The sequence below is a fragment of the Duganella margarita genome (assembly GCF_009857535.1).
GTDB classification, from domain to species: domain Bacteria; phylum Pseudomonadota; class Gammaproteobacteria; order Burkholderiales; family Burkholderiaceae_D; genus Rugamonas; species Rugamonas margarita.
In genome coordinates this window covers 191111-210695 of the sequence record NZ_WWCS01000011.1, presented here as the reverse complement: position 1 = coordinate 210695, position 19585 = coordinate 191111, and the positions used below count along the sequence as shown (strand labels likewise).

General features: G+C 62.8%; 19 protein-coding genes. 11 read left to right on the top strand and 8 right to left on the bottom strand.

The genetic code is table 11. The features are described from left to right. Window positions 1-16 precede the first annotated feature (16 nt). Complete coding sequence (gene fliE / locus GTP55_RS18195) at window positions 17-367, bottom strand: flagellar hook-basal body complex protein FliE (RefSeq protein WP_161046257.1); 351 nt, start codon at window positions 365-367, stop codon at window positions 17-19. Between the two features lie 629 nt (window positions 368-996). Here fliE and GTP55_RS18190 point away from each other — a divergent pair. Genes GTP55_RS18190 through GTP55_RS18160 form a run of 7 tightly spaced genes read left to right on the top strand, consistent with a single transcriptional unit; the run spans window position 997 to window position 7386 of the window. Continuing rightward, window positions 997-1905 carry a FliM/FliN family flagellar motor switch protein gene (locus tag GTP55_RS18190; protein ID WP_161046256.1) on the top strand — a complete coding sequence of 303 codons (909 nt, stop codon included), beginning with the start codon at window positions 997-999 and terminating at the stop codon, window positions 1903-1905. 2 nt (window positions 1906-1907) lie between these two features. After that, window positions 1908-2279 carry a FliM/FliN family flagellar motor switch protein gene (locus GTP55_RS18185; RefSeq protein WP_202423758.1) on the top strand — a complete coding sequence of 124 codons (372 nt, stop codon included), beginning with the start codon at window positions 1908-1910 and terminating at the stop codon, window positions 2277-2279. After that, window positions 2276-3067, top strand: coding sequence for a flagellar type III secretion system pore protein FliP (gene fliP, locus GTP55_RS18180; RefSeq protein WP_161046254.1), 792 nt, complete (start codon window positions 2276-2278; stop codon window positions 3065-3067). The genes GTP55_RS18185 and fliP overlap by 4 nt, the downstream gene beginning before the upstream one ends. Before the next feature lie 18 nt (window positions 3068-3085). Next, window positions 3086-3358, top strand: a complete 273-nt coding sequence (fliQ, locus tag GTP55_RS18175; RefSeq protein WP_110849563.1) for a flagellar biosynthesis protein FliQ — start codon at window positions 3086-3088, stop codon at window positions 3356-3358. A gap of 20 nt (window positions 3359-3378) precedes the next feature. Continuing rightward, complete coding sequence (locus GTP55_RS18170; protein WP_110849564.1) at window positions 3379-4173, top strand: flagellar biosynthetic protein FliR; 795 nt, start codon at window positions 3379-3381, stop codon at window positions 4171-4173. Then, complete coding sequence (locus tag GTP55_RS18165; RefSeq protein WP_161046253.1) at window positions 4166-5302, top strand: EscU/YscU/HrcU family type III secretion system export apparatus switch protein; 1137 nt, start codon at window positions 4166-4168, stop codon at window positions 5300-5302. Before GTP55_RS18170 ends, GTP55_RS18165 begins: the two co-directional genes overlap by 8 nt. 14 nt (window positions 5303-5316) lie before the next feature. Further along, window positions 5317-7386, top strand: coding sequence for a flagellar biosynthesis protein FlhA (locus GTP55_RS18160; protein ID WP_202423769.1), 2070 nt, complete (start codon window positions 5317-5319; stop codon window positions 7384-7386). Between the two features lie 105 nt (window positions 7387-7491). Here the strand turns inward: GTP55_RS18160 and GTP55_RS18155 are convergent, their stop codons facing one another. The 3 genes from GTP55_RS18155 to GTP55_RS18145 form a co-directional block, all read right to left on the bottom strand. Further along, complete coding sequence (locus GTP55_RS18155) at window positions 7492-8463, bottom strand: hypothetical protein (protein ID WP_161046251.1); 972 nt, start codon at window positions 8461-8463, stop codon at window positions 7492-7494. Between the two features lie 105 nt (window positions 8464-8568). Beyond that, window positions 8569-9549 carry a flagellin N-terminal helical domain-containing protein gene (locus GTP55_RS18150; protein ID WP_161046250.1) on the bottom strand — a complete coding sequence of 327 codons (981 nt, stop codon included), beginning with the start codon at window positions 9547-9549 and terminating at the stop codon, window positions 8569-8571. A gap of 256 nt (window positions 9550-9805) precedes the next feature. Next, window positions 9806-11434, bottom strand: coding sequence for an electron transfer flavoprotein-ubiquinone oxidoreductase (locus tag GTP55_RS18145; RefSeq protein WP_161046284.1), 1629 nt, complete (start codon window positions 11432-11434; stop codon window positions 9806-9808). Window positions 11435-11651: 217 nt separating this feature from the next. Here GTP55_RS18145 and GTP55_RS18140 point away from each other — a divergent pair, with 217 nt between their 5' ends. Beyond that, window positions 11652-12428: an SDR family oxidoreductase gene (locus GTP55_RS18140; RefSeq protein WP_110849571.1), complete on the top strand. Its 777-nt coding sequence runs from the start codon at window positions 11652-11654 to the stop codon at window positions 12426-12428. 72 nt (window positions 12429-12500) lie between these two features. Here the strand turns inward: GTP55_RS18140 and GTP55_RS18135 are convergent, their stop codons facing one another. Beyond that, entirely contained in the window at window positions 12501-13061 is a 561-nt protein-coding gene (locus GTP55_RS18135) for a PAS and helix-turn-helix domain-containing protein (protein WP_161046249.1), read from the bottom strand. A gap of 132 nt (window positions 13062-13193) precedes the next feature. On the opposite strand from GTP55_RS18135, the gene GTP55_RS18130 reads away from it, so the two are divergent. The 3 genes from GTP55_RS18130 (at window position 13194) to GTP55_RS18120 (ending at window position 17045) form a co-directional block, all read left to right on the top strand. Beyond that, window positions 13194-13895: a CoA transferase subunit A gene (locus GTP55_RS18130; protein ID WP_161046248.1), complete on the top strand. Its 702-nt coding sequence runs from the start codon at window positions 13194-13196 to the stop codon at window positions 13893-13895. A gap of 18 nt (window positions 13896-13913) precedes the next feature. Then, window positions 13914-14564: a CoA transferase subunit B gene (locus GTP55_RS18125; RefSeq protein ID WP_161046247.1), complete on the top strand. Its 651-nt coding sequence runs from the start codon at window positions 13914-13916 to the stop codon at window positions 14562-14564. A gap of 96 nt (window positions 14565-14660) precedes the next feature. Beyond that, complete coding sequence (locus GTP55_RS18120; RefSeq protein WP_161046246.1) at window positions 14661-17045, top strand: DUF3857 domain-containing transglutaminase family protein; 2385 nt, start codon at window positions 14661-14663, stop codon at window positions 17043-17045. Here the strand turns inward: GTP55_RS18120 and GTP55_RS18115 are convergent. The 3 genes from GTP55_RS18115 to GTP55_RS18105 form a co-directional block, all read right to left on the bottom strand. Next, window positions 17042-18076, bottom strand: a complete 1035-nt coding sequence (locus GTP55_RS18115; RefSeq protein WP_161046245.1) for an HAF repeat-containing protein — start codon at window positions 18074-18076, stop codon at window positions 17042-17044. The genes GTP55_RS18120 and GTP55_RS18115 overlap by 4 nt on opposite strands. Window positions 18077-18465: 389 nt before the next feature. After that, window positions 18466-18957 (bottom strand): hypothetical protein, encoded by a 492-nt coding sequence (locus GTP55_RS18110; RefSeq protein WP_161046244.1) that lies wholly within the window; start codon window positions 18955-18957, stop codon window positions 18466-18468. 28 nt (window positions 18958-18985) lie between these two features. Continuing rightward, window positions 18986-19576, bottom strand: a complete 591-nt coding sequence (locus GTP55_RS18105) for a hypothetical protein (protein ID WP_161046243.1) — start codon at window positions 19574-19576, stop codon at window positions 18986-18988. Between the last annotated feature and the right edge of the window lie 9 nt (window positions 19577-19585).

Below are 19585 nucleotides of genomic sequence, written 5' to 3'. Positions count from 1 at the left end.
AGGCTTTCGCGGAGGCTTACAGCGGTAATTTGATCAGCTCGTCAAGGCCGCCCATGACTTTGTTGCGTACTTGCATCAGCATGGAGAAGGACAGGCCGGCATCCTGGCTCGACAGCATGGCGCCGACCAGGTCGTCGCTCTTGCCGGAGTCGACATCGGCCATCTTCTGGCCAGCTTCCACGTCCATGGCATTGACGTGTTCGATGGCGCCCTGCATCGACTGCGCAAACGAGGCGCCGTGCTGGCCGGCCTGGGCGCCGTACTGGTTGGCGGCAGCAATCGTGGGGCTGCTGTTCGCCAGGCTTTGCGCCGCATTGGTCAACGACGCCAGGTCGGCCTGTATCAGGCTGGAGAATCCGTTACTCATCTTGCTACCCCCGTTTTTACCGCATTAATACTGGATGACTTCGTCCAGATGATCCAGATGCCTACCTTAGCGAGATTGCCGTCAAGCAGCAAGCTCATGTTCAGATATTCTCGCGTCCTATACCAAACCTGCTACACATCTGTTGTGCATGTCACAGTCTTGTAAAAAAGGTAGGGTAGGACTGTCAGACTAACGCTGACGCGCTGGGCCGGCGGCCATGCCGCGCGGCCGATTTTGCCTGATCGTTATCGACCAACTGTGAAATTTCTTTACAGCACCGGCGGGCGGCATCCAAAACAATTATTCTGGGGCAAATATCGTTATAAATCATTCACTAAGCGCCATATGTTCACGTATGTTGCAGAGCAGCGAAAGACCCTACAAGCTGAACTAAGCTTACCGGCTAGCAATATTCTTGTAAAGCGGTATTTGTCTCCAGGGAAATTATTCAGTCAAATATTGTTCGTTAGCAATAATGTGAATTTTGAGGTATGCTGCTACCGAGATCGTCCTACTTTACGTTATTCTTCTATTGCACCCGGTCAAATTGTGCGCCGGGAGCAACCAGTTTTTAGCGGGATAGTGCGATGATGCAGCAGTAGGACAGAATTAACCGCCATGGCCAATACATGACAACGACAAAACAGACGCAACATCAAGTGCTGGACCCCTGCCTGCTGGGGCGCCCGGTACACCTGCTGCATATTTTTGCGGCCCAGTTGCGCGACGATCTGACGCAGTCGATGCGCCTGAACATGAACCGCCGTTATTGGGGCGGTTTCCAGGTCGACGACGTCACGTTCAGCCGGCTGGAAGGCAACGAGATCCGCAGCCGCTGGCTCAGCTTTGCGGCGCCGGCCGGCCAGATCGCTTTTTCGCTGGAACGCAAGGTGTTGCTCAGCGTGCTGAACTACCGCTATGGCAGCGGCGCCAAGGCCGATGCCAAGAGCGACGGCAAGGCCGATACCGCCGCCGCCGTCGACGAGAGCACGGTGCGCGTGACCGCCACCGAGGAGCGCCTCGCTGTGGTACTGGGGCAACAGTTGACCGGCACCCTGGCCGGCCGCATCGAACTCAACCTGCCCGCCGTGGATAAGCCGGCCCCTGCCGAAGGGGAGAGCCACGAGCCGGCCGACACCGCCTTCAAGCCGGCGCCCGGCGCGCAACCGCCCAAAGGCGCGTGGGCGATCACCGTCACCGTGGCCGACATCAGCAGCGGCGCCACCGGCCAGTTCTGGTTTGCGCTCGACAAGAGCCTGATGGCCAGCGTGCTGCGCGGCCTGCTGCGCGACCGCGACGCCGGCAAAAAGGTCAAGACCGCCGCGCCGCTGGCGCAGCGCCTGCAGGTCGGCCTGATCGGCCGCCTGGCCAGCAAGGAAGTGTCGCTGGGCAGCTTGTACGATTTACAGGTTGGCGATGTGATCCCGATCAGCCTGGCCAGAGCCGACGTCCTGCTCGAAGATTCCCGCCTGTTTACGGCCGCGGTCACCGAGCACAAAGGCAAACTCTGTTTAACCTCTTTTGAAGACGCAGAATAATGATGAACATGAACGTAGCCAACCCTAGCGACGCCCTGCTGGACGACCTGTCGGAAGAGATGATCATCGACCAGCCCGGCAACGAGTTGACCGACATCCCGGCGGCCGCGCCGCGCCGCGATCTGCCGGCAATGATGCGCAAGATCCCGGTCACGCTGACGCTGGAGGTGGGGTCGGCCCGCATTTCGCTGGAAGAGCTGATGAACATCGGCGCCGACAGCGTGGTGGAACTCGATGTGCTGGCCGGTGAACCGCTGGTCATCAAGGTCAACGGCACCGCCATCGGTCGCGCCGAAGTGGTGGTGGCGGGCGAAAACTACGGCCTCAAAGTGATCGACCTCGACGGCCTGAATCTGGACATGATGACTCCATGACCTGGAGTATCAACGCGCCGTGGCGCCGCCGCCTGACGCCGGGGGCGCCGCTGGCGGCCCTGCTGGCGCTCGGACTGGGACTCGGACTGGGGCTGGCGTGCGCGCCGGCGCAGGCGGTCGACCTGCTGGCCAACGTGGTGCCGGGCGCCAAGACCGAACTGACGGTCAAGATGCAAATCCTGATCATCATGACCTTGCTGGGACTGCTCCCGGTGATGGTCATGATGATGACCAGCTTTACCCGCTTCGTCATTGTGCTGTCGCTGTTGCGGCAGGCGCTGGGGCTGCAGCAGGGCTTGCCCAACCGGGTGATCACCGGCGTGGCGCTGATCCTGACCCTGCTGGTGATGCGGCCGATCGGCGAGCAGATCTGGACCGAGGCTTTCGTGCCGTACGACCAGGACAAGATCGGCCTGGAGGTCGCCTTGCAGATCGCCGAGAAGCCGGTGTCGCGCTTCATGCTGGCGCAAACCAGCAAGGCGGCACTGCAGCAGATCGCCCACCTGGCCGGCGAGGACAAGATTACCGAGCCGGCGCAGCACGCGTTTACCGTCAAGCTGGCGGCGTTCGTGCTGTCGGAGCTGAAGACCGCGTTCCAGATCGGCTGCATGCTGTTCATTCCATTCCTGGTGATCGACCTGGTGGTGTCGTCGGTGCTGATGGCGATGGGCATGATGATGCTGTCGCCGCTGGTGATTTCGCTGCCGTTCAAGCTGCTGCTGTTCGTGCTGGTGGACGGCTGGACGCTGACCGTCAACACGCTCGTGACGAGCATCCAGGCTTACTGATAGGAATAGGGCGGATCGATGCTGACACCCGAAATTGCGGTCGACCTGGTGGTCGAGTCACTGCACATCGTCATGTTGCTGGTGGTGGTGCTGGTGGTGCCGGGCCTGATCACGGGCCTGCTGGTGGCGCTGTTCCAGGCCGCCACCCAGATCAATGAACAGACGCTCAGTTTTCTACCGAGGCTATTGATCACGCTGCTGGCGGTGATCCTGGCCGGGCGCTGGATGTCGACCCTGCTGATGGACTTCTGCGTGTCCATCTTTACCCGCGCCGCCACCCTGGTCGGCTAGCGCGCTGCCCCACCACGCCCATGGAAGCCATCTTCGCCCAGCTGCTGCCGATGCTGACCGCCCTGTGGTGGCCGTTCTGCCGCATCCTGGCGATGTTCATCGGCGCGCCGGTGCTGGGGGAGGCGGTGACGCCGACCACGGTGCGCATCCTGATCGCGCTGGTGCTGGCCATCATCATGATGCCGCTGACCGCCGGCGCCGACTGGGGCCCGGCCGCCATCAATCCGTTCTCGCTGGCCGGCGTGGTGGCGACGCTGGAGCAGGGCCTGATCGGCTTTGTGCTGGGGCTGGCATTCCACTTCGCCATGTCGGTGATCGGCGTGCTGGGCTTCATGGTGTCGTCGCAGATGGGCTTGTCGATGGCGGTGATGAACGACCCGATGAACGGGCAGTCGTCGGACGTCACCTCGGCGCTGCTGTCGACCCTGGCCATCATCATCTTCTTCTCGATCGACGGCCACCTGGTGATCGCCAATGTGATCGGCCAGAGCTTCCGCGCCTGGCCGCTGGGCCACGGCTTCGGCCCGCTGCTGATGCAGACGGTGGCCTACAACGTCGCCTGGATTTTCTCGGCCGCCATGCTGCTGGCGCTGCCGGTGGTGTTTTCCACCATGGTGGTGCAGATCGGTTTCGGTTTCCTCAACCGCGTGGCGCCGGCGCTGAACCTGTTCGCACTGGGCTTTTCGGTGATCACCATCTTCGGCCTGCTGATGCTGGCGCAGGTGGTGCGCTTCATTCCCGAGCACTATGTGCGCATGACCAATATGGTGCTGGAGATGATACGCCAGCAGATGCAGGTGGCCATCCATGGCTGACGACAGCACTGGCGACAAAACAGAAAAGGCGTCACAGCAGAAGCTGAAGAAGTCGCGCCAGGAGGGCCAGGTGGTGCGCTCGCGCGACCTGTCGACTGCGATCGGCATCCTGGTCAGCCTGAAGCTATTCGTCTACCTGCTGCCCGGCTATATGGCCGAGTTCCACGAGATTTTCCACCAGAGTTTCGCCCCGCTCGACAGCGACGGCGCCATCGACAACGCGCTGTCGATCGTCTTCAGCAGCGCCATGTGGCTGCTGATCAAGATGCTGCTGCCGCTGTTCGTGGTGCCGCTGTTTATCATGCTGGGCGCCATGGTGCCGGGCGGCTGGGTGATGTCGATGAAGCACTGGGAGCCCAAGATGTCGCGCATGAGCCCGATGGAGAATATCGGCCGCCTGTTCAGCGGCAAGCACGCCTTCGAGCTGCTGATTTCGATCGGCAAGGCCGGCGTGCTGATCGCCGTGCTGATCCACGTGGCGCGCTCCACCGTGCCGCAGTACACCCATCTGCAGATGATGCCGATGGGGCAGGCCATGATGAACGGCTCCAACCTGATGCTGGACGGCCTGATGTCGCTGGTGGCGGTGTTCATCATCTTCGCCCTGATCGACGTGCCGGCGCAGGCCTTCTTCTTCGCCAAGAACCAGCGCATGTCCAAGCAGGACCTGAAGGAAGAGCACAAGTCGACCGAAGGCCGGCCCGAGGTCAAGGGCCGCATCCGCCAGCTGCAGCGCGCCATGGCCCGCCGCAGCGCGCGCAAGACAGTGCCGACCGCCGACGTGGTGATCGTCAACCCGGAGCACTATGCGGTGGCGCTGAAGTATGACGCCGGCAAGGCCGAGGCGCCGTACGTGGTGGCCAAGGGGGTGGACGAGATGGCGCTGTACATCAAGCAGCTGGCCGCCGAATTCAAGATTGAAGTGATGGAGCTGCCGCCGCTGGCGCGCGCCATCTATAACACCAGCCAGGTCAACCAGCAGATCCCGGTGCAGCTGTACCAGGCCGTTTCTCAGGTGTTGAACTATGTGCTGCAGTTGCAAGCATTCCGTGCCGGGCGGCGTAACGCCGAACCGGTGCGTCCGGAAGACGTTGTTGTGCCCACATCCATGAGCGAGGTTGAGCAGTGAATTTTTTTCAGACCATGATTACGGAGATCCGTCGCCACAAGTTTGCCACCCCGGCATTCTTGCTGGTCATCCTGGCGATGATCATGTTGCCGTTGCCGCCGATATTGCTGGACGTGATGTTCACCTTCAATATCGTGCTGGCGCTGATCGTGATCCTGGGCTCGGTGCAGGTGCGCCGTCCACTGGACTTCTCGGTGTTCCCGACGGTGCTGCTGGCCACCACCATGCTGCGCCTGACGCTGAACGTGGCGTCGACCCGGGTGGTGCTGCTGCACGGCCATGAGGGCACGGCGGCCGCCGGTCATGTGATCGAGGCGTTCGGCAATGTGGTGGTGGGTGGCAACTACGTGGTCGGGATCGTGGTGTTCGTGATCCTGATGATCATCAACTTCATGGTGGTGACCAAGGGCGCCGAGCGGATTTCCGAGGTGTCGGCGCGCTTCACGCTGGACGCGCTGCCCGGCAAGCAGATGGCGATTGACGCCGACCTCAACGCCGGCCTGATCAACCAGGAAAAAGCCCAGGTGCGGCGCCAGGAAGTAGCGGCCGAGGCCGACTTCTACGGCGCCATGGACGGCGCCTCCAAGTTCGTGCGCGGCGACGCCGTGGCGTCGATCCTGATCCTGATCATCAATATGGTGGGCGGCGTGGCGATCGGCGCGCTGATGCAGGACATGTCGTTCGGCGACGCCTTCCGCCAGTACGCGCTGCTGACCATCGGTGACGGCCTGGTGGCCCAGATCCCGGCGCTGCTGCTGTCGGCTGCCGCCGCCATCCTGGTCACCCGCATTTCGGATTCGGGCGACTTCGAGCAGCAGGTCGGCAGCCAGGTCCTGACTTCGCCGCAGGTGATGTTCAGCGCCGCGCTGATGATGCTGATCCTCGCCATGGTGCCGGGCATGCCATGGCAGATGTTCGGCCTGTTTGCGCTGACGCTGGCGTATGTCGGCTGGAAGTTATTAACCAGGGTCAAAGCCCCGGTCACCAATAATCTGGACGCCATCGAGGCGGCGCTGCGCGAAGACCGCGCGCCCGAACTCGATTGGACTTCGCTGCCGGCGGTGCAGCCGCTGCAACTGGCGGTGGGCTACAAGCTGGTCGGCCTGATCGACAAGGCCCATGGCGAGCCGCTGACCAAGCGCATCAAGGGCGTGCGCCAGAGTATTTCCGAGGCCATGGGGCTGCTGTTGCCGCCGATCCAGGTGCGCGACGACCTCGGCCTGAAACCGTCGCAGTATTCGGTGGTGCTGTCGGGCAGCGTGGTGTCGCAGGCCGAGGTGTTTGCCGACCGCCTGATGGCGATCCCGTCGCCGAATGTGTACGGTCAGATCGACGGCATTCCTGGCATCGAGCCGGCCTACGGCATGCCGGTGACGTGGATCGAGACCAGCGAGAAGGCCAACGCCTTGGGCCTGGGCTACCAGGTGGTGGAGGCGCCGAGCGCGATCGCCACCCACTTGTCCAAGCTGATCCGCGAATACCTGCCGGAGCTGTTCCGCCACGAAGACGTGCCGGCCCTGATGGAACGGCTGGCCGCGATCTCGCCCAAGTTGGCGGCGGCGCTGGACAAGGCGCTGACCCATACGCAGATGCTGCGCGTGTTCCGCGTGCTGCTGGCGGAAAACGTCTCGCTGAAGGACATCGTGCCGATCGCCACCACGCTGGTGGACAGTGCTGAGACCACTAAAGATCCGATCCTGCTGGCGGCCGAGGTGCGCTGTGCGCTGCGGCGCCAGATCGTCACCGCGCTGTTCGGCCAGAAGACCGAGATGCGCGCCTTCAACCTCGGCGGCGACCTCGAGAATATGCTGCTGGGATCGTTGAATCAGGCGCGCCAGAGCGGCAAGGTGGTGCTGGATAACTACCCGATCGACCCGCACCTGCTGGCCCAGCTCCAGGTCAATATGCCGGTGGCGCGCGAGCAGATGAAGCAGCAGGCGACGCCGCCGCTGCTGCTGGTGCTGCCGCAGATCCGGCCGCTGCTGGCGCGCTATGCGCGCCTGTTCGCGCCCGGCCTGCATGTGCTGTCGTACAATGAGATTCCCGAGAACCGCGAAGTCAGCATCATCGGCACGGTCGGCTAAAAGTCGGGGTCAGTTCTGCCAAATGTACATCAGCTCGTGTGCATTTGGCAGAACTGACCCCGGTGTTCGTATCTGACCCCGGTGTTCGGTGTTTGCCCCGGCGTTTTAGGCGTTGGCGGACAGCAGGTCGTCGCCGATGGCGGGCTGCGACAGCAGGACTGCAACCTCGGCCATGGCGCGGAACAGCGCTTGCGTCAGGGCGGCGGTGTGCAGCCGGGTCGGGTGGGTGTGCTCGCCGATCGATGGCGGCAGTTCGCGCCGCAGGCGGCAGCGCAGGATCGTCAGGCCGGCGCGGTTGACCACGGCCGCGAGCTGCGGCAGGATCTCGCGCATGTGCTGCATGGCCGCGGCCTGCGCCGCGCCGACTTCCATCACCACGCCATTGCCGCTGGCCGGCTCCATCTGGATCACGACCCGGCCCACGCCCGGCAGCATCAGTTCCAGCCGCAAGGCCACGCGCGCACGGCGGCGGCGGTTGCGGTCGTATTCCTCGTCATCCTTGACCACCACTTTCAGCGCCAGGCGCTCGGCGCCCCAGGCGTAGACGGCGAAGCGCCATGGCTCCATTTCGGTCACCAGCGGCGCCCCGGCCCGGCCATCGCGCATCGATGATGGGGCGTTGTAGTCGGTCATGAACAGGGTGGCTGGCAGGTGCTGGCCGCTGGCCTGCTCCAGCCAGGCGGCGCGCTGTTCGCTATAGGTGCGCACCATGACCTGCCACGACGCGGCCATCAATGAGGTATCGGGCGGCTGCCAGACCAGCTGGCGTGACAGGAACACTTGATTCGGACGCATCGCGGCCTGCTCGGTGGCGTCCACCACGTCGGCCAGCGCATGGGGTAGGGCCTCGGCGCCGCCGGGCGGCAGCGTCTGGCCATCGGGCGCCTCAAGGATGGCGCCGACCGAGCCGGGGCCGGCCGGCCCGGTCGCGCCGCCGCCTCTGAGCGGGCCCACCGGGAAGTCGAGTTCGAGCGTGCTGTCGCTGCCCGGCGCGCGCGTGACCTGGCCGGGCTGCGCTTGCGGCCGGTCCGGGACGCCGAGGGGGCGAATTGCAGGTCCGATACGATCGACGGCCATCAGGCTCGCTTTCAGAGGTTGCGGATATGAAAAAAGCCAACCGAAATATTCCGGTTGGCCCTTTGCGTAACCCGGATATGTTGAGATATCCGGATGTTACTACGATTACTGCAGCAGGGACATAACCAGCGACGAGGTGCTGTTCGACTGTTTCAGCATCGCGGTGCCAGCTTGCAGCAGCATCTGCGACGATGTCATGTTCGACGATTCGGCCGCGAAGTCGGTGTCCATGATGCGGCCGGTTGCAGCAGCGGTGTTGGTCGAGATGTTCGACAAGTTGTTGTACACGTGGTCCAGACGGTTGGCCACTGCACCCAGCGACGAACGCAGGCTGCCTACGGCGTCAATGGCTTTCGACAGCATGTCGATGGTGGCATTGGCGTTGAACGAGCCGTCGGAAGCGCCGGAGGCGTCGCTGATTTCGGAACCGGCAACGATAGGGGTGCCAGTGGAGTCGTTGGCCGGAGCGGCGGTCCCGCCGACGCCGGCGTTGGTGCCGTCACCGCCGTCAAATGCCACCGCTGCCGAACCGATCGCGGTCAACATGGTGGTAACCTGGGTCGACACGCTGCCGTCCATTTTTTCGCTGCTCGACGCGCCGATCTGGAAGGTCAGGCTGGCGTTCTGGAACTTGCCGCTCGGGGCTGGGGTCGCTGCAGTGTCCAGCTTGGTCGAGAACAGCACGGTGCCACCGAACGAGGTGTTTTGCATGATGTTGCTGAGCTCTTTGGTCAGCGCGTTGTACTCAGCTTGCATTGCGGTGCGGTCGGTGGTGGTCGAAGCGCCGTCAGCCGACTGGGTGGCCAGATCCTTCATGCGGGTCAGGATGGTGGTGGTCTCATCCAGCGCGCCTTCGCCGGTTTGCAGCAGCGAGATCGAGTTCTGGGTGTTGCGCATGGCCATGGCCATACCGCTGGTCTGGGCTTTCAGACGGGTGGCGATCTGCAGGCCTGCTGCGTCATCCATGGCCGAATTGACACGGAAGCCGGTGCTCAGGCGGGTCTGCGAGGTCGACAGCGCCGACTGGGTGCGGGAGATCGAGTTCTGTGCGGAAAGGGCCGCGGAATTGGTGTGAAGGCTCAGCATGAAATAACTCCTGGTAGGTGGATTCAGTTCGGAGCAACGAATCTTTTGCGCTCTCCCAAGTACAAGACGACCGTATCTGGAAGGACATTAAATGCTTCATGGAAATTTATTGAAAATAATTTGTAACCGCGCTGCAAGCCGCTGTTTTGCGTCGTTTCCGGCTGTTCCCACCGGCTGATTATGGGCTGATTGCTGCCCGGAATCAAATAAAAACAGCGCGGGGGGAAGGCCGCGCTGTTCCGGGAGTGTTGCTTTTTTACATATTTGGATAGTTCGGACCGCCGCCGCCTTCCGGCGTCACCCAGACGATGTTCTGGGTCGGGTCCTTGATATCGCAGGTCTTGCAATGGACGCAGTTCTGCGCATTGATCTGCAGGCGATCGCCGCCGTCGTCGGTCTTGACGAATTCATATACCCCGGCCGGACAGTAGCGCTGTTCCGGACCGGCGTACTGGGCCAGGTTGACGTCCACCGGCACGCTGGCGTTTTTCAGCGTCAGGTGGATCGGCTGGTCTTCCGCGTGGTTGGTGTTGGAGATGAACACCGACGACAGACGGTCGAAGGTCAGCTTGCCATCCGGTTTAGGATAATTGATCGGCGTGAACTGCGAAGCCGGCTGCAGGCACTCGTGATCGGCGTGCGAGTGGTGCAAGGTCCACGGCGCCTTGCCGCGGAAGACGATCTGGTCGATGCCGGTCATCAGCGACCCCAGGTACAGTCCCTTGTTCAGCCACGGCTTGACGTTGCGCGCCACGTGCAGCTCTTCGTGCAGCCAGGACTGTTCAAACGCCACCGGGTAGGCGGCCAGCTCGTCGGCCTGGCGGCCGGCGCCCAGCGCCTCGAACACGGCGTCGGCGGCCAGCATGCCGGACTTGATCGCCGCGTGGCTGCCCTTGATGCGGCTCATGTTCAGGAAACCGGCGTCGCAGCCGATCAGCGCGCCGCCCGGGAACACCAGCTTCGGCAGCGATTGCAGGCCGCCGGCGGTGATCGCGCGGGCGCCATACGAAATGCGCTTGCCGCCTTCGAGGAAGGTACGGATTTCCGGGTGGGTCTTGTAGCGCTGGAATTCTTCGTATGGCGACAGGTAAGGGTTGGCATAGTTCAGGCCGACCACATAGCCGATCATCACCTGGTTGTTTTCCAGGTGGTACAGGAAGGAGCCGCCGTAGGTCTTGCTGTCCAGCGGCCAGCCGGTGGTGTGGATCACCAGGCCGGGCTGGTGTTTGGACGGATCGATTTCCCACAGTTCCTTGATGCCGATGCCGTACGACTGCGGGTCCTTGCCCTTGTTCAGATCGTACTTGGCCATCAGCTGCTTGCCCAGGTGGCCGCGCGAACCTTCGGCGAACAGCGTGTATTTGCCGTGCAGTTCCATGCCCAGCTGGAAGTCCGGGCCGGCTTCGCCGTCGCGCTTGACGCCCATATTGCCGGTGGCGATGCCCTTGACCGCGCCGTTGTCGTGGTACAGGATTTCGGCGGCGGCGAAGCCGGGGAAGATTTCCACGCCCAGCGCTTCGGCCTGCTGGCCCAGCCAGCGCACCACATTGCCCAGCGAGATGACGTAGTTGCCGTGGTTTTCAAAACACTTCGGCAGCAGGAAGTTCGGGGTCTTGAAGGAGCCGGTTTCGGTGAGGAACAGCACGCGGTCTTCGGTGACGGCGGTGTTGAGCGGCGCGCCTTTTTCTTTCCAGTCAGGGATCAGTTCGGTCAGCGCCTGCGGGTCCATCACGGCGCCGGACAGGATATGCGCGCCCAGTTCGCCGCCTTTTTCCAGCACGACGACCGACACTTCCTGGCCTTTGGCCGCCGCCAGCTGCTTGATCTTGATCGCTGCCGACAAGCCTGCCGGGCCGCCGCCGACGATGACGACGTCATACTCCATCGCATCGCGTGGGCCGTACTGTTCTACTAGGGATTGAGGCTGTGTCATGGTCTATTGTTATAGTGGTTTTGATGAATGTAAAAATTTTAGCACGAGTGTGCTTCTTTTTCTGCTGGATTGCTGCCATTTTCCGCGACATTATTAGACACCGCAATCTAATACTGGCGATTTGTGTAATGATTACGCTTAGACAGCAACCAACACACAGGAGCATCACGTGGGCATAGAAGTTAACTTTGAGGGAAAAATTGCGCTGATCACCGGCGCCTCCAGCGGTCTGGGAGCCCGGTTTGCCAAAGTGCTGGCCCAGGCGGGCGCGCAAGTCGTGCTGGCCTCGCGCCGCACCGAGCGGCTCAAGGAGCTGCGCGCCGAGATCGAGGCCGACGGCGGCGCCGCCCACGTCGTCAGCCTGGATGTGACCGATTACGCCAGCATCAAGTCGGCCATCGCCCACGCCGAGACCGAAGCCGGGCCGATCGATATCCTGGTCAACAACTCGGGCGTGTCGACCACCCAGCGGCTGGTGGACGTGACGCCGGATGACTATGCCTTCGTGATGGACACCAACCTGCGCGGCGCCTTTTTCGTGGCGCAGGAAACCGCCAAGCGCATGATCGCGCGCGCCAAGGGCGATCCGGGCAAGCAGCACCGCATCATCAATATCGCCTCGGTGGCCGGGCTGCGCGTGCTGCCGCAAATCGGCGTGTACTGCATGAGCAAGGCCGGCGTGGTGCAGATGACCAAGGCGATGGCGGTGGAGTGGGGCAAGTACGGCATCAACACCAACGCCATTTGCCCCGGCTATATTTCGACCGAGATCAACGAGGACTATTTCGCCAGCGAGCAGGGCCAGAAGCTGGTGCAGATGCTGCCGCGCAAGCGTCCCGGCAAGCCCGAAGATCTGGACGGTTTGCTGTTGCTGCTGGCCGGCGAGGACTCCAACTTCATCAACGGCGCGATTATCTCGGCCGACGACGGCATGACCGCGACTTGAGGTCGTCCCCGCGCAGGCGGGGATCCATGCTGAGCGGATGTTCTATGGGTCCCCGCGTGCGCCAGGACGACGCTATAGCTGTACGCCCACCAGCTTGTGCACCAGCTCGGAAGAGGTGGAGGCCGAGAACTTGCGCATCAGCTTGGCGCGGTGCATTTCCACCGTGCGCGGGCTGAGATCGACCTGGCGCGCAATGGTCTTGCTGGTTTTGCCTTCCACCAGCAGGGCGGCGATTTCGCGTTCGCGCGGCGTCAGTTCGGCCGTCACCGGGCGTTTTTCGCTGACGTCCTCGAAGGTCCAGATGCCGGCGCCGAGCGGGGCGTCGGACAGCATCGCATGGCCGGTGACGTGACACCAGAACAGTTCGCCATCGGCGCGGCGCATAATGCGCTCGTCGGAATAGCGGCCCTTGGCGTTCATGATGGGAATGATGCGGTCGCCGGTGCGCAGGAATTCGTCCATGGTCGGGTACAGCACCAGAAAGGACAGGCCTTCGAGCTGGTCGCGGGTGTAGCCGAACATGGCCGCCAGCGCGCCGTTGCAGGTCTGGATGGTGCGATTTTCCGAAATGCACATGCCGACTGGCGCATGAAGGAAAATCGATTCGTAATCAATAATCGGCTGAGCGCGCATGAATAGGTAGAGTGCAGGTAGTTCTACGGTATTGAACTTTCGATGGGCGTATTCTATGCTGGATCGCCGCATCGCTAACGTATTTAACATCGTTGGCAAGGCACACGCAACATAAATCATAAAGGGACATCCATGAACAAGATTTATCCGGACGCAGCTTCCGCCTTGAACGGCGTCGTCCAGAACGGCCAGACCATTGCCGTAGGCGGCTTCGGCCTGTGCGGCATCCCCGAGGCGCTGATCGGCGCCCTGCGCGATTCCGGCGTCACCGGCCTGACCGCCATCTCCAACAACGCCGGCGTCGACGGCTTCGGCCTCGGCCAGTTGCTGGAAACCCGCCAGATTAAAAAGATGATCGCCTCCTACGTGGGTGAAAACAAGGAGTTCGCGCGCCAGTACCTGGCCGGCGAACTGGAACTGGAATTCACGCCGCAGGGCACGCTGGCCGAGAAGCTGCGCGCCGGCGGCGCCGGCATTCCGGCCTTCTTCACCAAGACCGGCGTCGGCACCATCGTCGCAGATGGCAAGGAAATCCGCGAGTTTGACGGCGAACAATACGTGATGGAGCGCAGCCTGATCGCCGACGTGGCGCTGGTCAAGGCCTGGAAGGCCGACAAGGCCGGCAACCTGGTGTTCCGCAAGACTGCGCGCAACTTCAACCCGAACGCCGCCATGGCCGGCAAGATCTGCATCGCTGAAGTCGAACAGCTGGTGGAAACCGGCGAGATCGACCCCGACCACGTGCACCTGCCAAGCATCTACGTGCATCGCATCGTGGTCAACGCCACGCCGGAAAAACGCATCGAGCAGCGCACCATTCGCGCCGCCAACTAAGCATATCGGAGATTTACTATGGCATGGACTCGTGATGAAATGGCTGCGCGCGCAGCCAAGGAACTGCAGGACGGTTACTACGTCAACCTCGGCATCGGCTTGCCTACGCTGGTGGCCAACTACGTACCGACCGGCATCGAAGTCTTCCTGCAATCGGAAAACGGCTTGCTGGGCATCGGCCCGTTCCCGACCGAAGAGGAGATCGACGCCGACCTGATCAACGCCGGCAAGCAGACCGTGACCGCGCTGCCGGGCTCGGCGTACTTCAGCTCGGCCGATTCGTTCGGCATGATCCGGGGCGGCAAGATCAACCTGGCGATCCTGGGCGCGATGCAGGTATCGGAGCGTGGCGACCTGGCCAACTGGATGATCCCCGGCAAAATGGTCAAGGGCATGGGCGGCGCGATGGACCTGGTGGCCGGGGTCAAGAAAGTGGTGGTGCTGATGGAGCACGTGGCCACAGCCAAGGACGGCTCGACCTCGCACAAGCTGCTGCCGAAATGCGACCTGCCGCTGACCGGCGTCGGCGTGGTGGACCTGGTCATCACCGACCTCGGCGTGCTGGAAGTCAGCGACAGCGGCCTCAAGGTGACTGAACTGGCGCCGGGCGTGACCAAGGACCAGATCCAGGCCGCCAGCGGCGTCCAGCTGGACTTTGCCGCGCTGTAAAAGATTTTGATTCAATGCAACGGCATGCCGTGGCGTGCCGTTTTTCTTTGCTAAACTGTTGGGATATTTGCTACTTAATTTCTCAACGGATTATTCATGCGTGTAGTGTGGCTGCTGCTGGGCTTGTTGTGGATGTGCGCCGCCGGCGCGCAAGGATATAAAACCGGCGCGGCGCCGGCCTGGGTGGTGCCGCTGGCGGCCGAGCCGGCCACGCCGTCCACCTGGCAGCCGCAGCGCGGCAGCGTCGCCTATCTGCTGCGCGACATGCAGACGCGGGTCGACCAGCGCGGCAAGGTCACCTATGTGCACGTGGCCAGCAAGGCGCTGGATGGCGGCGGCGTGGAGAAGGTCGCCAATCTCAGCATCAATTTCGATCCGACCTATCAGAGTCTGACGCTGCATGCGATCAACCTGATCCGCGCCGGCAAGGTGATTTCCAAACTGCCTGGCGCCAAGGTCCAGCTGCTGCAGCGCGAGACCGAGCTGGATTACCTGGTCTACGACGGCAGCAAGACCGCCAGCGTGCTGCTCGACGATGTGCGCATTGGCGACATTGTCGAATATGCCTTCAGTCTGGACGGCAGCAATCCCGTCTTCCAGGGCAAGGTCACCAGCCGCGTCGACATGTCCTGGTCGGTGCCCGTGGACCGCTCGTTCGCGCGGCTGCTGATCCCGGCCAGCCGGACGCTGCGGCTGGTCACGCACAACAGCAAGCTGCAACCGGTGGTGAGCGAAGCGGGCGGCTATCGCGATTACCGCTGGGATGCGCAGAATATTGCCGCCACCAAGGTCGACAAGGGCGCGCCGGAATGGTTCAACCCGTATGCGGCGGTACAGTGGACCGAGTTTGACGACTGGGCGTCGGTGGTGCAATGGTCGCTGCCGCTGTACCAGACGCCGCGTGTGCCCGGGCCGGCGTTGCGCGACGAAATCGCCCGCATCGGACGCGAATACAGGAGCGCTGCCGGGCGCGCGGCCGCCGTATTGCAGCTGGTGCAGCGCGACGTGCGCTACCTCGGCATCGAAGTCGGTCCCGGCTCGCACGCGCCGACCGCGCCGGACAAGGTCTACCAGCGCCGCTTCGGCGACTGCAAGGACAAGACGCTGCTGACCGTCACCATGCTGCGCGCGCTGGACATTGACGCCGCGCCGGCGCTGGTCAACACCGAAATCACCAGGGATGTGGCGAATTGGGCGCCGACACCGCTGGCCTTCAACCATGTGCTGGTGCGGGCGCGCATAGCCGGCCAGGTCTACTGGCTGGACCCGACCCGCAGCATGCAGCTGGGCGAGCTGGCGCATCTGTACCAGCCGGACTACGGCTACGCGCTGGTAGTGGAGCCGGGCAGCACGGCGTTGAGCCGCATGACGCCGGCCACCGGCAGCCTCAAGACGATCCGCGCGGTGTTCGATTCCAGCGCCGGTGTCGACCAGCCGGTGAACTACACCATCCACACCACGGTGCAGGGTGAGCGTGCCGACAACCTGCGCCGCCAGTTGCGCTACAACCGCAGCGAGATGGCGACGCAATACCAGAATTTCTACGCGCGCCGCTACGAAGGCATCCACGCCAGCGGCGGCTTGGAGATCAAGGACGACGAGGCGCTGAATGAACTGACCACGCTGGAGTCCTACCGCATTCCGCGCTTCTGGGTGCGCGACGACAAGCATCGCCGCAGCCAGGCACAGGTGGAATCGTCGGAAATCGAGGAGCCGCTGAAGGCGCCGGAGGCCATCAGCCGCAACGCGCCGCTGCGGCAGGAATATCCGCGTGAAATTATCGAGGTGACCGAAGTGCGCCTGCCGTACGCATGGAACATCAAGACCAGCGACACCACCGTGCGCGACCCGGCGTTTGAATTTTCCTACAAGATCACCCGGGGCGCCGACAGCAAGAGCGTGCTGATCACTGCCCATTACAAGGCGCTGCGCGACGCCATCGAGCCGGGCGACATGGGCAACTATGCGGCCCATCTGAAACAGGCGCGCGACGCCGTCGGTTACAACCTGTACAGCAGCCCGGATGCCGGCGCCGCCAGCGAGCAACCGGAAACCGCGCAGCCGGTGCGGGGCGGATGGCTGGCGCCGGTGGTGGCGGTGCTCCTCCTGGTGGCATTGGCCATGCTGGCCCAACGGATGCAACAAGCGCCGGCGGCGCACGCCGAAGTCAACCGGCGGCTGCTGCTGGCGGCCGTGGTGGGCGGCGGGCTGGGCGTGGGATGCTGGATGGCGCCCGGCCTGGTGAAGGTCATGCCGGAGCTGACCATGGTGCTGCTGGCGTTGCTGGGCCGCTATCTGCTGCGCACGGTGCCGACGGTGCCGGCCACGCACGTCGCCTATCCGCTGGCGCTGCGATTGTATGGCGCGCGCGACCATCGCCTGCCGAAAGCGCTGCACTTCTTCCAGCGCGAGATGTTGCCGCTACTGGGCTGGTGCGCCATCGGCGCGGTGCTGGCCAAGCTGGTGTCGCTGACGGCCTAGATCGCCAAAGGCAGGGCGATGCCACGGTAACGGCGGCGATAGACGACCACGCCAGCGGCCACCGCCAGCACCAGGGCGATCAGGCCCAACAGATCCTGGCCGCCGTGCGTGGCCACCGCCGGCTGGCTGGAAATCATGGTGGCGGCGTTAAACTTGTTGCCGACACTGTAGGCGCCGATGACCAGTTCCTGGTCGTTGATGGCGTTGACCAGGTACAGGCCGTAGCCGCCGCGATGCACCGTCATCTTGCCGTCGCGGTAGACGAAGGAACGGCGCTCGTCGCCGATGCGGATACTCCCCACCACATGGCCGGCATTGTTGACGGCGGTCGCGTAGCTGTCGCCGTAGCCGATCAGCGCGCCCAGATCGACCATCTTGCCCTTGTTCCACATGAAGGCGTGCCAGCGGCGCTCCGGCGTCTCCGACGCGCCCACCACCACGCCGTTGTCGCTGATGGCGCTGGCGCTGCTGACCCGTCCGCCCAGCGTGCCCAGATCCTGCATGCTGCCGCCCGGCGCGCTCAGGAAGGCGTGGCGGTAACCATTGGCCAGCGCGGCGGTGCCGACCACGGCGCCATCGCTGTTGATGCCGGCCGCGTAGCTGATCCTGCCGCCCAGCGTGCCGAGGTCACGCGGTTCGCCGCCGGGCGTGCTGACGAAGGCGCGGTAATAGCCGTCGCTGGTATCGGAGAAACCGGCCACTACACCGTCATTATTGATGGCGGCGCCGTAGCTGCTGTTGCCGCCCAGCGTGCCGACATCCTGCATCCGTTCGCCGTGGCGGACCATGAAGGCGCGCCAGTAGCCGCTGGCGTTCTGCGCCGTGCCGACCACGTCGCCGTTGGCGTTGATGCCCCGGGTGAAGCCCTCGCTGCCGCCCAGCGTGCCCAGTTCGACGGGACGCTGGTCGTACAGGATGGCGCGCTGGTGGCCGTACTCGTCTTCGATGATGCCGGCCATCTGGCCGCGCGCGTTGATGTCGACAGCGATACTGGCTTCCTTGCCGCGGGCGCCCAGGGTCAGGTCATGCATGGTGTCTCCTTGGTGGTTAATCGAGAAGAATTGCAAGTCTTGTGCCACGGCTTATTATGGCGTAGGCGCGGGCGGATGTGCGGAAATGAACGGCGGCGCTGTTCGTTTCCGGACAATTTCTCAATCACAGGCCGCGCCGACGGCGGTGACACGCTATTTGCCTTGGGCGAATTCCAGGGTACGGGTGTTCACGCAGGCTTCGTCGGGGTAGTAGCTAAGCTGGTTTCGTCGCCGCTGGCGGTGATGGCGGCGGTTTTGGGCGCGCACAGCAGTGTGTCGAGCAGCTTCCAGCCTTCGGCAGCAGCTGGGCCGATCAGCTCGGCCTGTAGCGCAGCCTTGCCGGTTGCAGTGCAGCCTGCATCGTAGGTGTCGCAATGAGCCTGATCATCTTAGCGCTGCCAGTATTTCTGTGCTTCCGAAGAATCTATATCAGGTTTTTCAACAATGAATGGCAACGGCTGATCGTGTTCGCCCACCGTCGCTGCCCAGCCACCTTGGCACGCCATTTCCGAAATTGTCTTGCCCTGTTGCTTGACCTCCAGACCAGGTCCGCCTTTGATTGGGAAATGCAGCAGGTAGTCCGTATCCATATTCGTAAACCAGAGAACGGTTTCCGCGTTACTCGCATAATTGACCGCGACGCGGCTGAATTTGGGCTGCCGGGCATCGCTTCGATATTTCAGCTCGATGTTTTTGGCGGTACCGAAGCGGTATTCCATGTAGGGGACTGCAGCCTTGTCCGGCGTCATGCACACTGAAACGATTTTTTTACCGAGGCTGCACGAAAAAAACACCTGCTCCTGCGGACGGCACAAAGTTTGTGGCGCCGCGCTGGCGGCTCCGGCCCATACCGCCAACATCATCAGCAATGAGATTTTCATAGAATTATTTGAGCTTTCGTGAGCTTGTTCATTCAAATGCGAACGGCCCGCTTATCTTGCCCTTGGCGTCATAAATATAGGTAGCACCGCTGCTCAGCGTGATCTCCGACTCTTTTTTGCCCCATTTCGCCTTCTTGAAGGTTAAACAAGCACGCTCTTGCTGATCGTTGCCGAATTGCTCGGAGATGAAAGGTTTGGCCCCGGTGAAATCCAACACGGCCAGCTTCTTCGTGCACGTACCTTGACCGATGAGAACGATCATGCGGGTGGTTTCCGTTTTGCCAGCCTGACCGGCGCGGCGCGGCAGCTTTTCGCGCGACGTGGTTGTTTGCGATTCGGACATCAGAAAGAGCGGCCCACCCTGTTTGTCCGCCTGACCTTTCGTCGACAGCAATACACCTGCATTCAAAGTGAGGTTTTCAGCCGGCTCGCCGGGAGTGCCATCAGCGCGCACGAATTTCAAATCGCCGAATTTGGTGGGATAGGTGTATTCAGCGGCATCGCGCACATTCAGCACGCGGTTGATATCATCGGCGTTGCCTTGCGCGGTGGTGGGCGCCGCGAAGCACAGCGAGCAGGCGAGGGGAGCGGTAATCAGGAGATAGTTAAGCAGTTTCATAGCAGTGAG

Coding starts and splice junctions, on each gene's coding strand:
- GTP55_RS18135 (WP_161046249.1), bottom strand. CDS start 13,061: ATGCGCGCTCAGCCGATTATTGATTACGAATCGATTTTCCTTCATGCG.
- fliQ (WP_110849563.1), top strand. CDS start 3,086: ATGCTGACACCCGAAATTGCGGTCGACCTGGTGGTCGAGTCACTGCAC.
- GTP55_RS18150 (WP_161046250.1), bottom strand. CDS start 9,549: ATGCTGAGCCTTCACACCAATTCCGCGGCCCTTTCCGCACAGAACTCG.
- GTP55_RS18170 (WP_110849564.1), top strand. CDS start 3,379: ATGGAAGCCATCTTCGCCCAGCTGCTGCCGATGCTGACCGCCCTGTGG.
- GTP55_RS18155 (WP_161046251.1), bottom strand. CDS start 8,463: ATGGCCGTCGATCGTATCGGACCTGCAATTCGCCCCCTCGGCGTCCCG.
- GTP55_RS18190 (WP_161046256.1), top strand. CDS start 997: ATGACAACGACAAAACAGACGCAACATCAAGTGCTGGACCCCTGCCTG.
- GTP55_RS18130 (WP_161046248.1), top strand. CDS start 13,194: ATGAACAAGATTTATCCGGACGCAGCTTCCGCCTTGAACGGCGTCGTC.
- GTP55_RS18185 (WP_202423758.1), top strand. CDS start 1,908: ATGAACATGAACGTAGCCAACCCTAGCGACGCCCTGCTGGACGACCTG.
- fliE (WP_161046257.1), bottom strand. CDS start 367: ATGAGTAACGGATTCTCCAGCCTGATACAGGCCGACCTGGCGTCGTTG.
- GTP55_RS18105 (WP_161046243.1), bottom strand. CDS start 19,576: ATGAAACTGCTTAACTATCTCCTGATTACCGCTCCCCTCGCCTGCTCG.
- GTP55_RS18145 (WP_161046284.1), bottom strand. CDS start 11,434: ATGGAGTATGACGTCGTCATCGTCGGCGGCGGCCCGGCAGGCTTGTCG.
- GTP55_RS18165 (WP_161046253.1), top strand. CDS start 4,166: ATGGCTGACGACAGCACTGGCGACAAAACAGAAAAGGCGTCACAGCAG.
- GTP55_RS18125 (WP_161046247.1), top strand. CDS start 13,914: ATGGCATGGACTCGTGATGAAATGGCTGCGCGCGCAGCCAAGGAACTG.
- GTP55_RS18160 (WP_202423769.1), top strand. CDS start 5,317: ATGATTACGGAGATCCGTCGCCACAAGTTTGCCACCCCGGCATTCTTG.
- GTP55_RS18115 (WP_161046245.1), bottom strand. CDS start 18,076: ATGCATGACCTGACCCTGGGCGCCCGCGGCAAGGAAGCCAGTATCGCT.
- GTP55_RS18110 (WP_161046244.1), bottom strand. CDS start 18,957: ATGAAAATCTCATTGCTGATGATGTTGGCGGTATGGGCCGGAGCCGCC.
- fliP (WP_161046254.1), top strand. CDS start 2,276: ATGACCTGGAGTATCAACGCGCCGTGGCGCCGCCGCCTGACGCCGGGG.
- GTP55_RS18120 (WP_161046246.1), top strand. CDS start 14,661: ATGCGTGTAGTGTGGCTGCTGCTGGGCTTGTTGTGGATGTGCGCCGCC.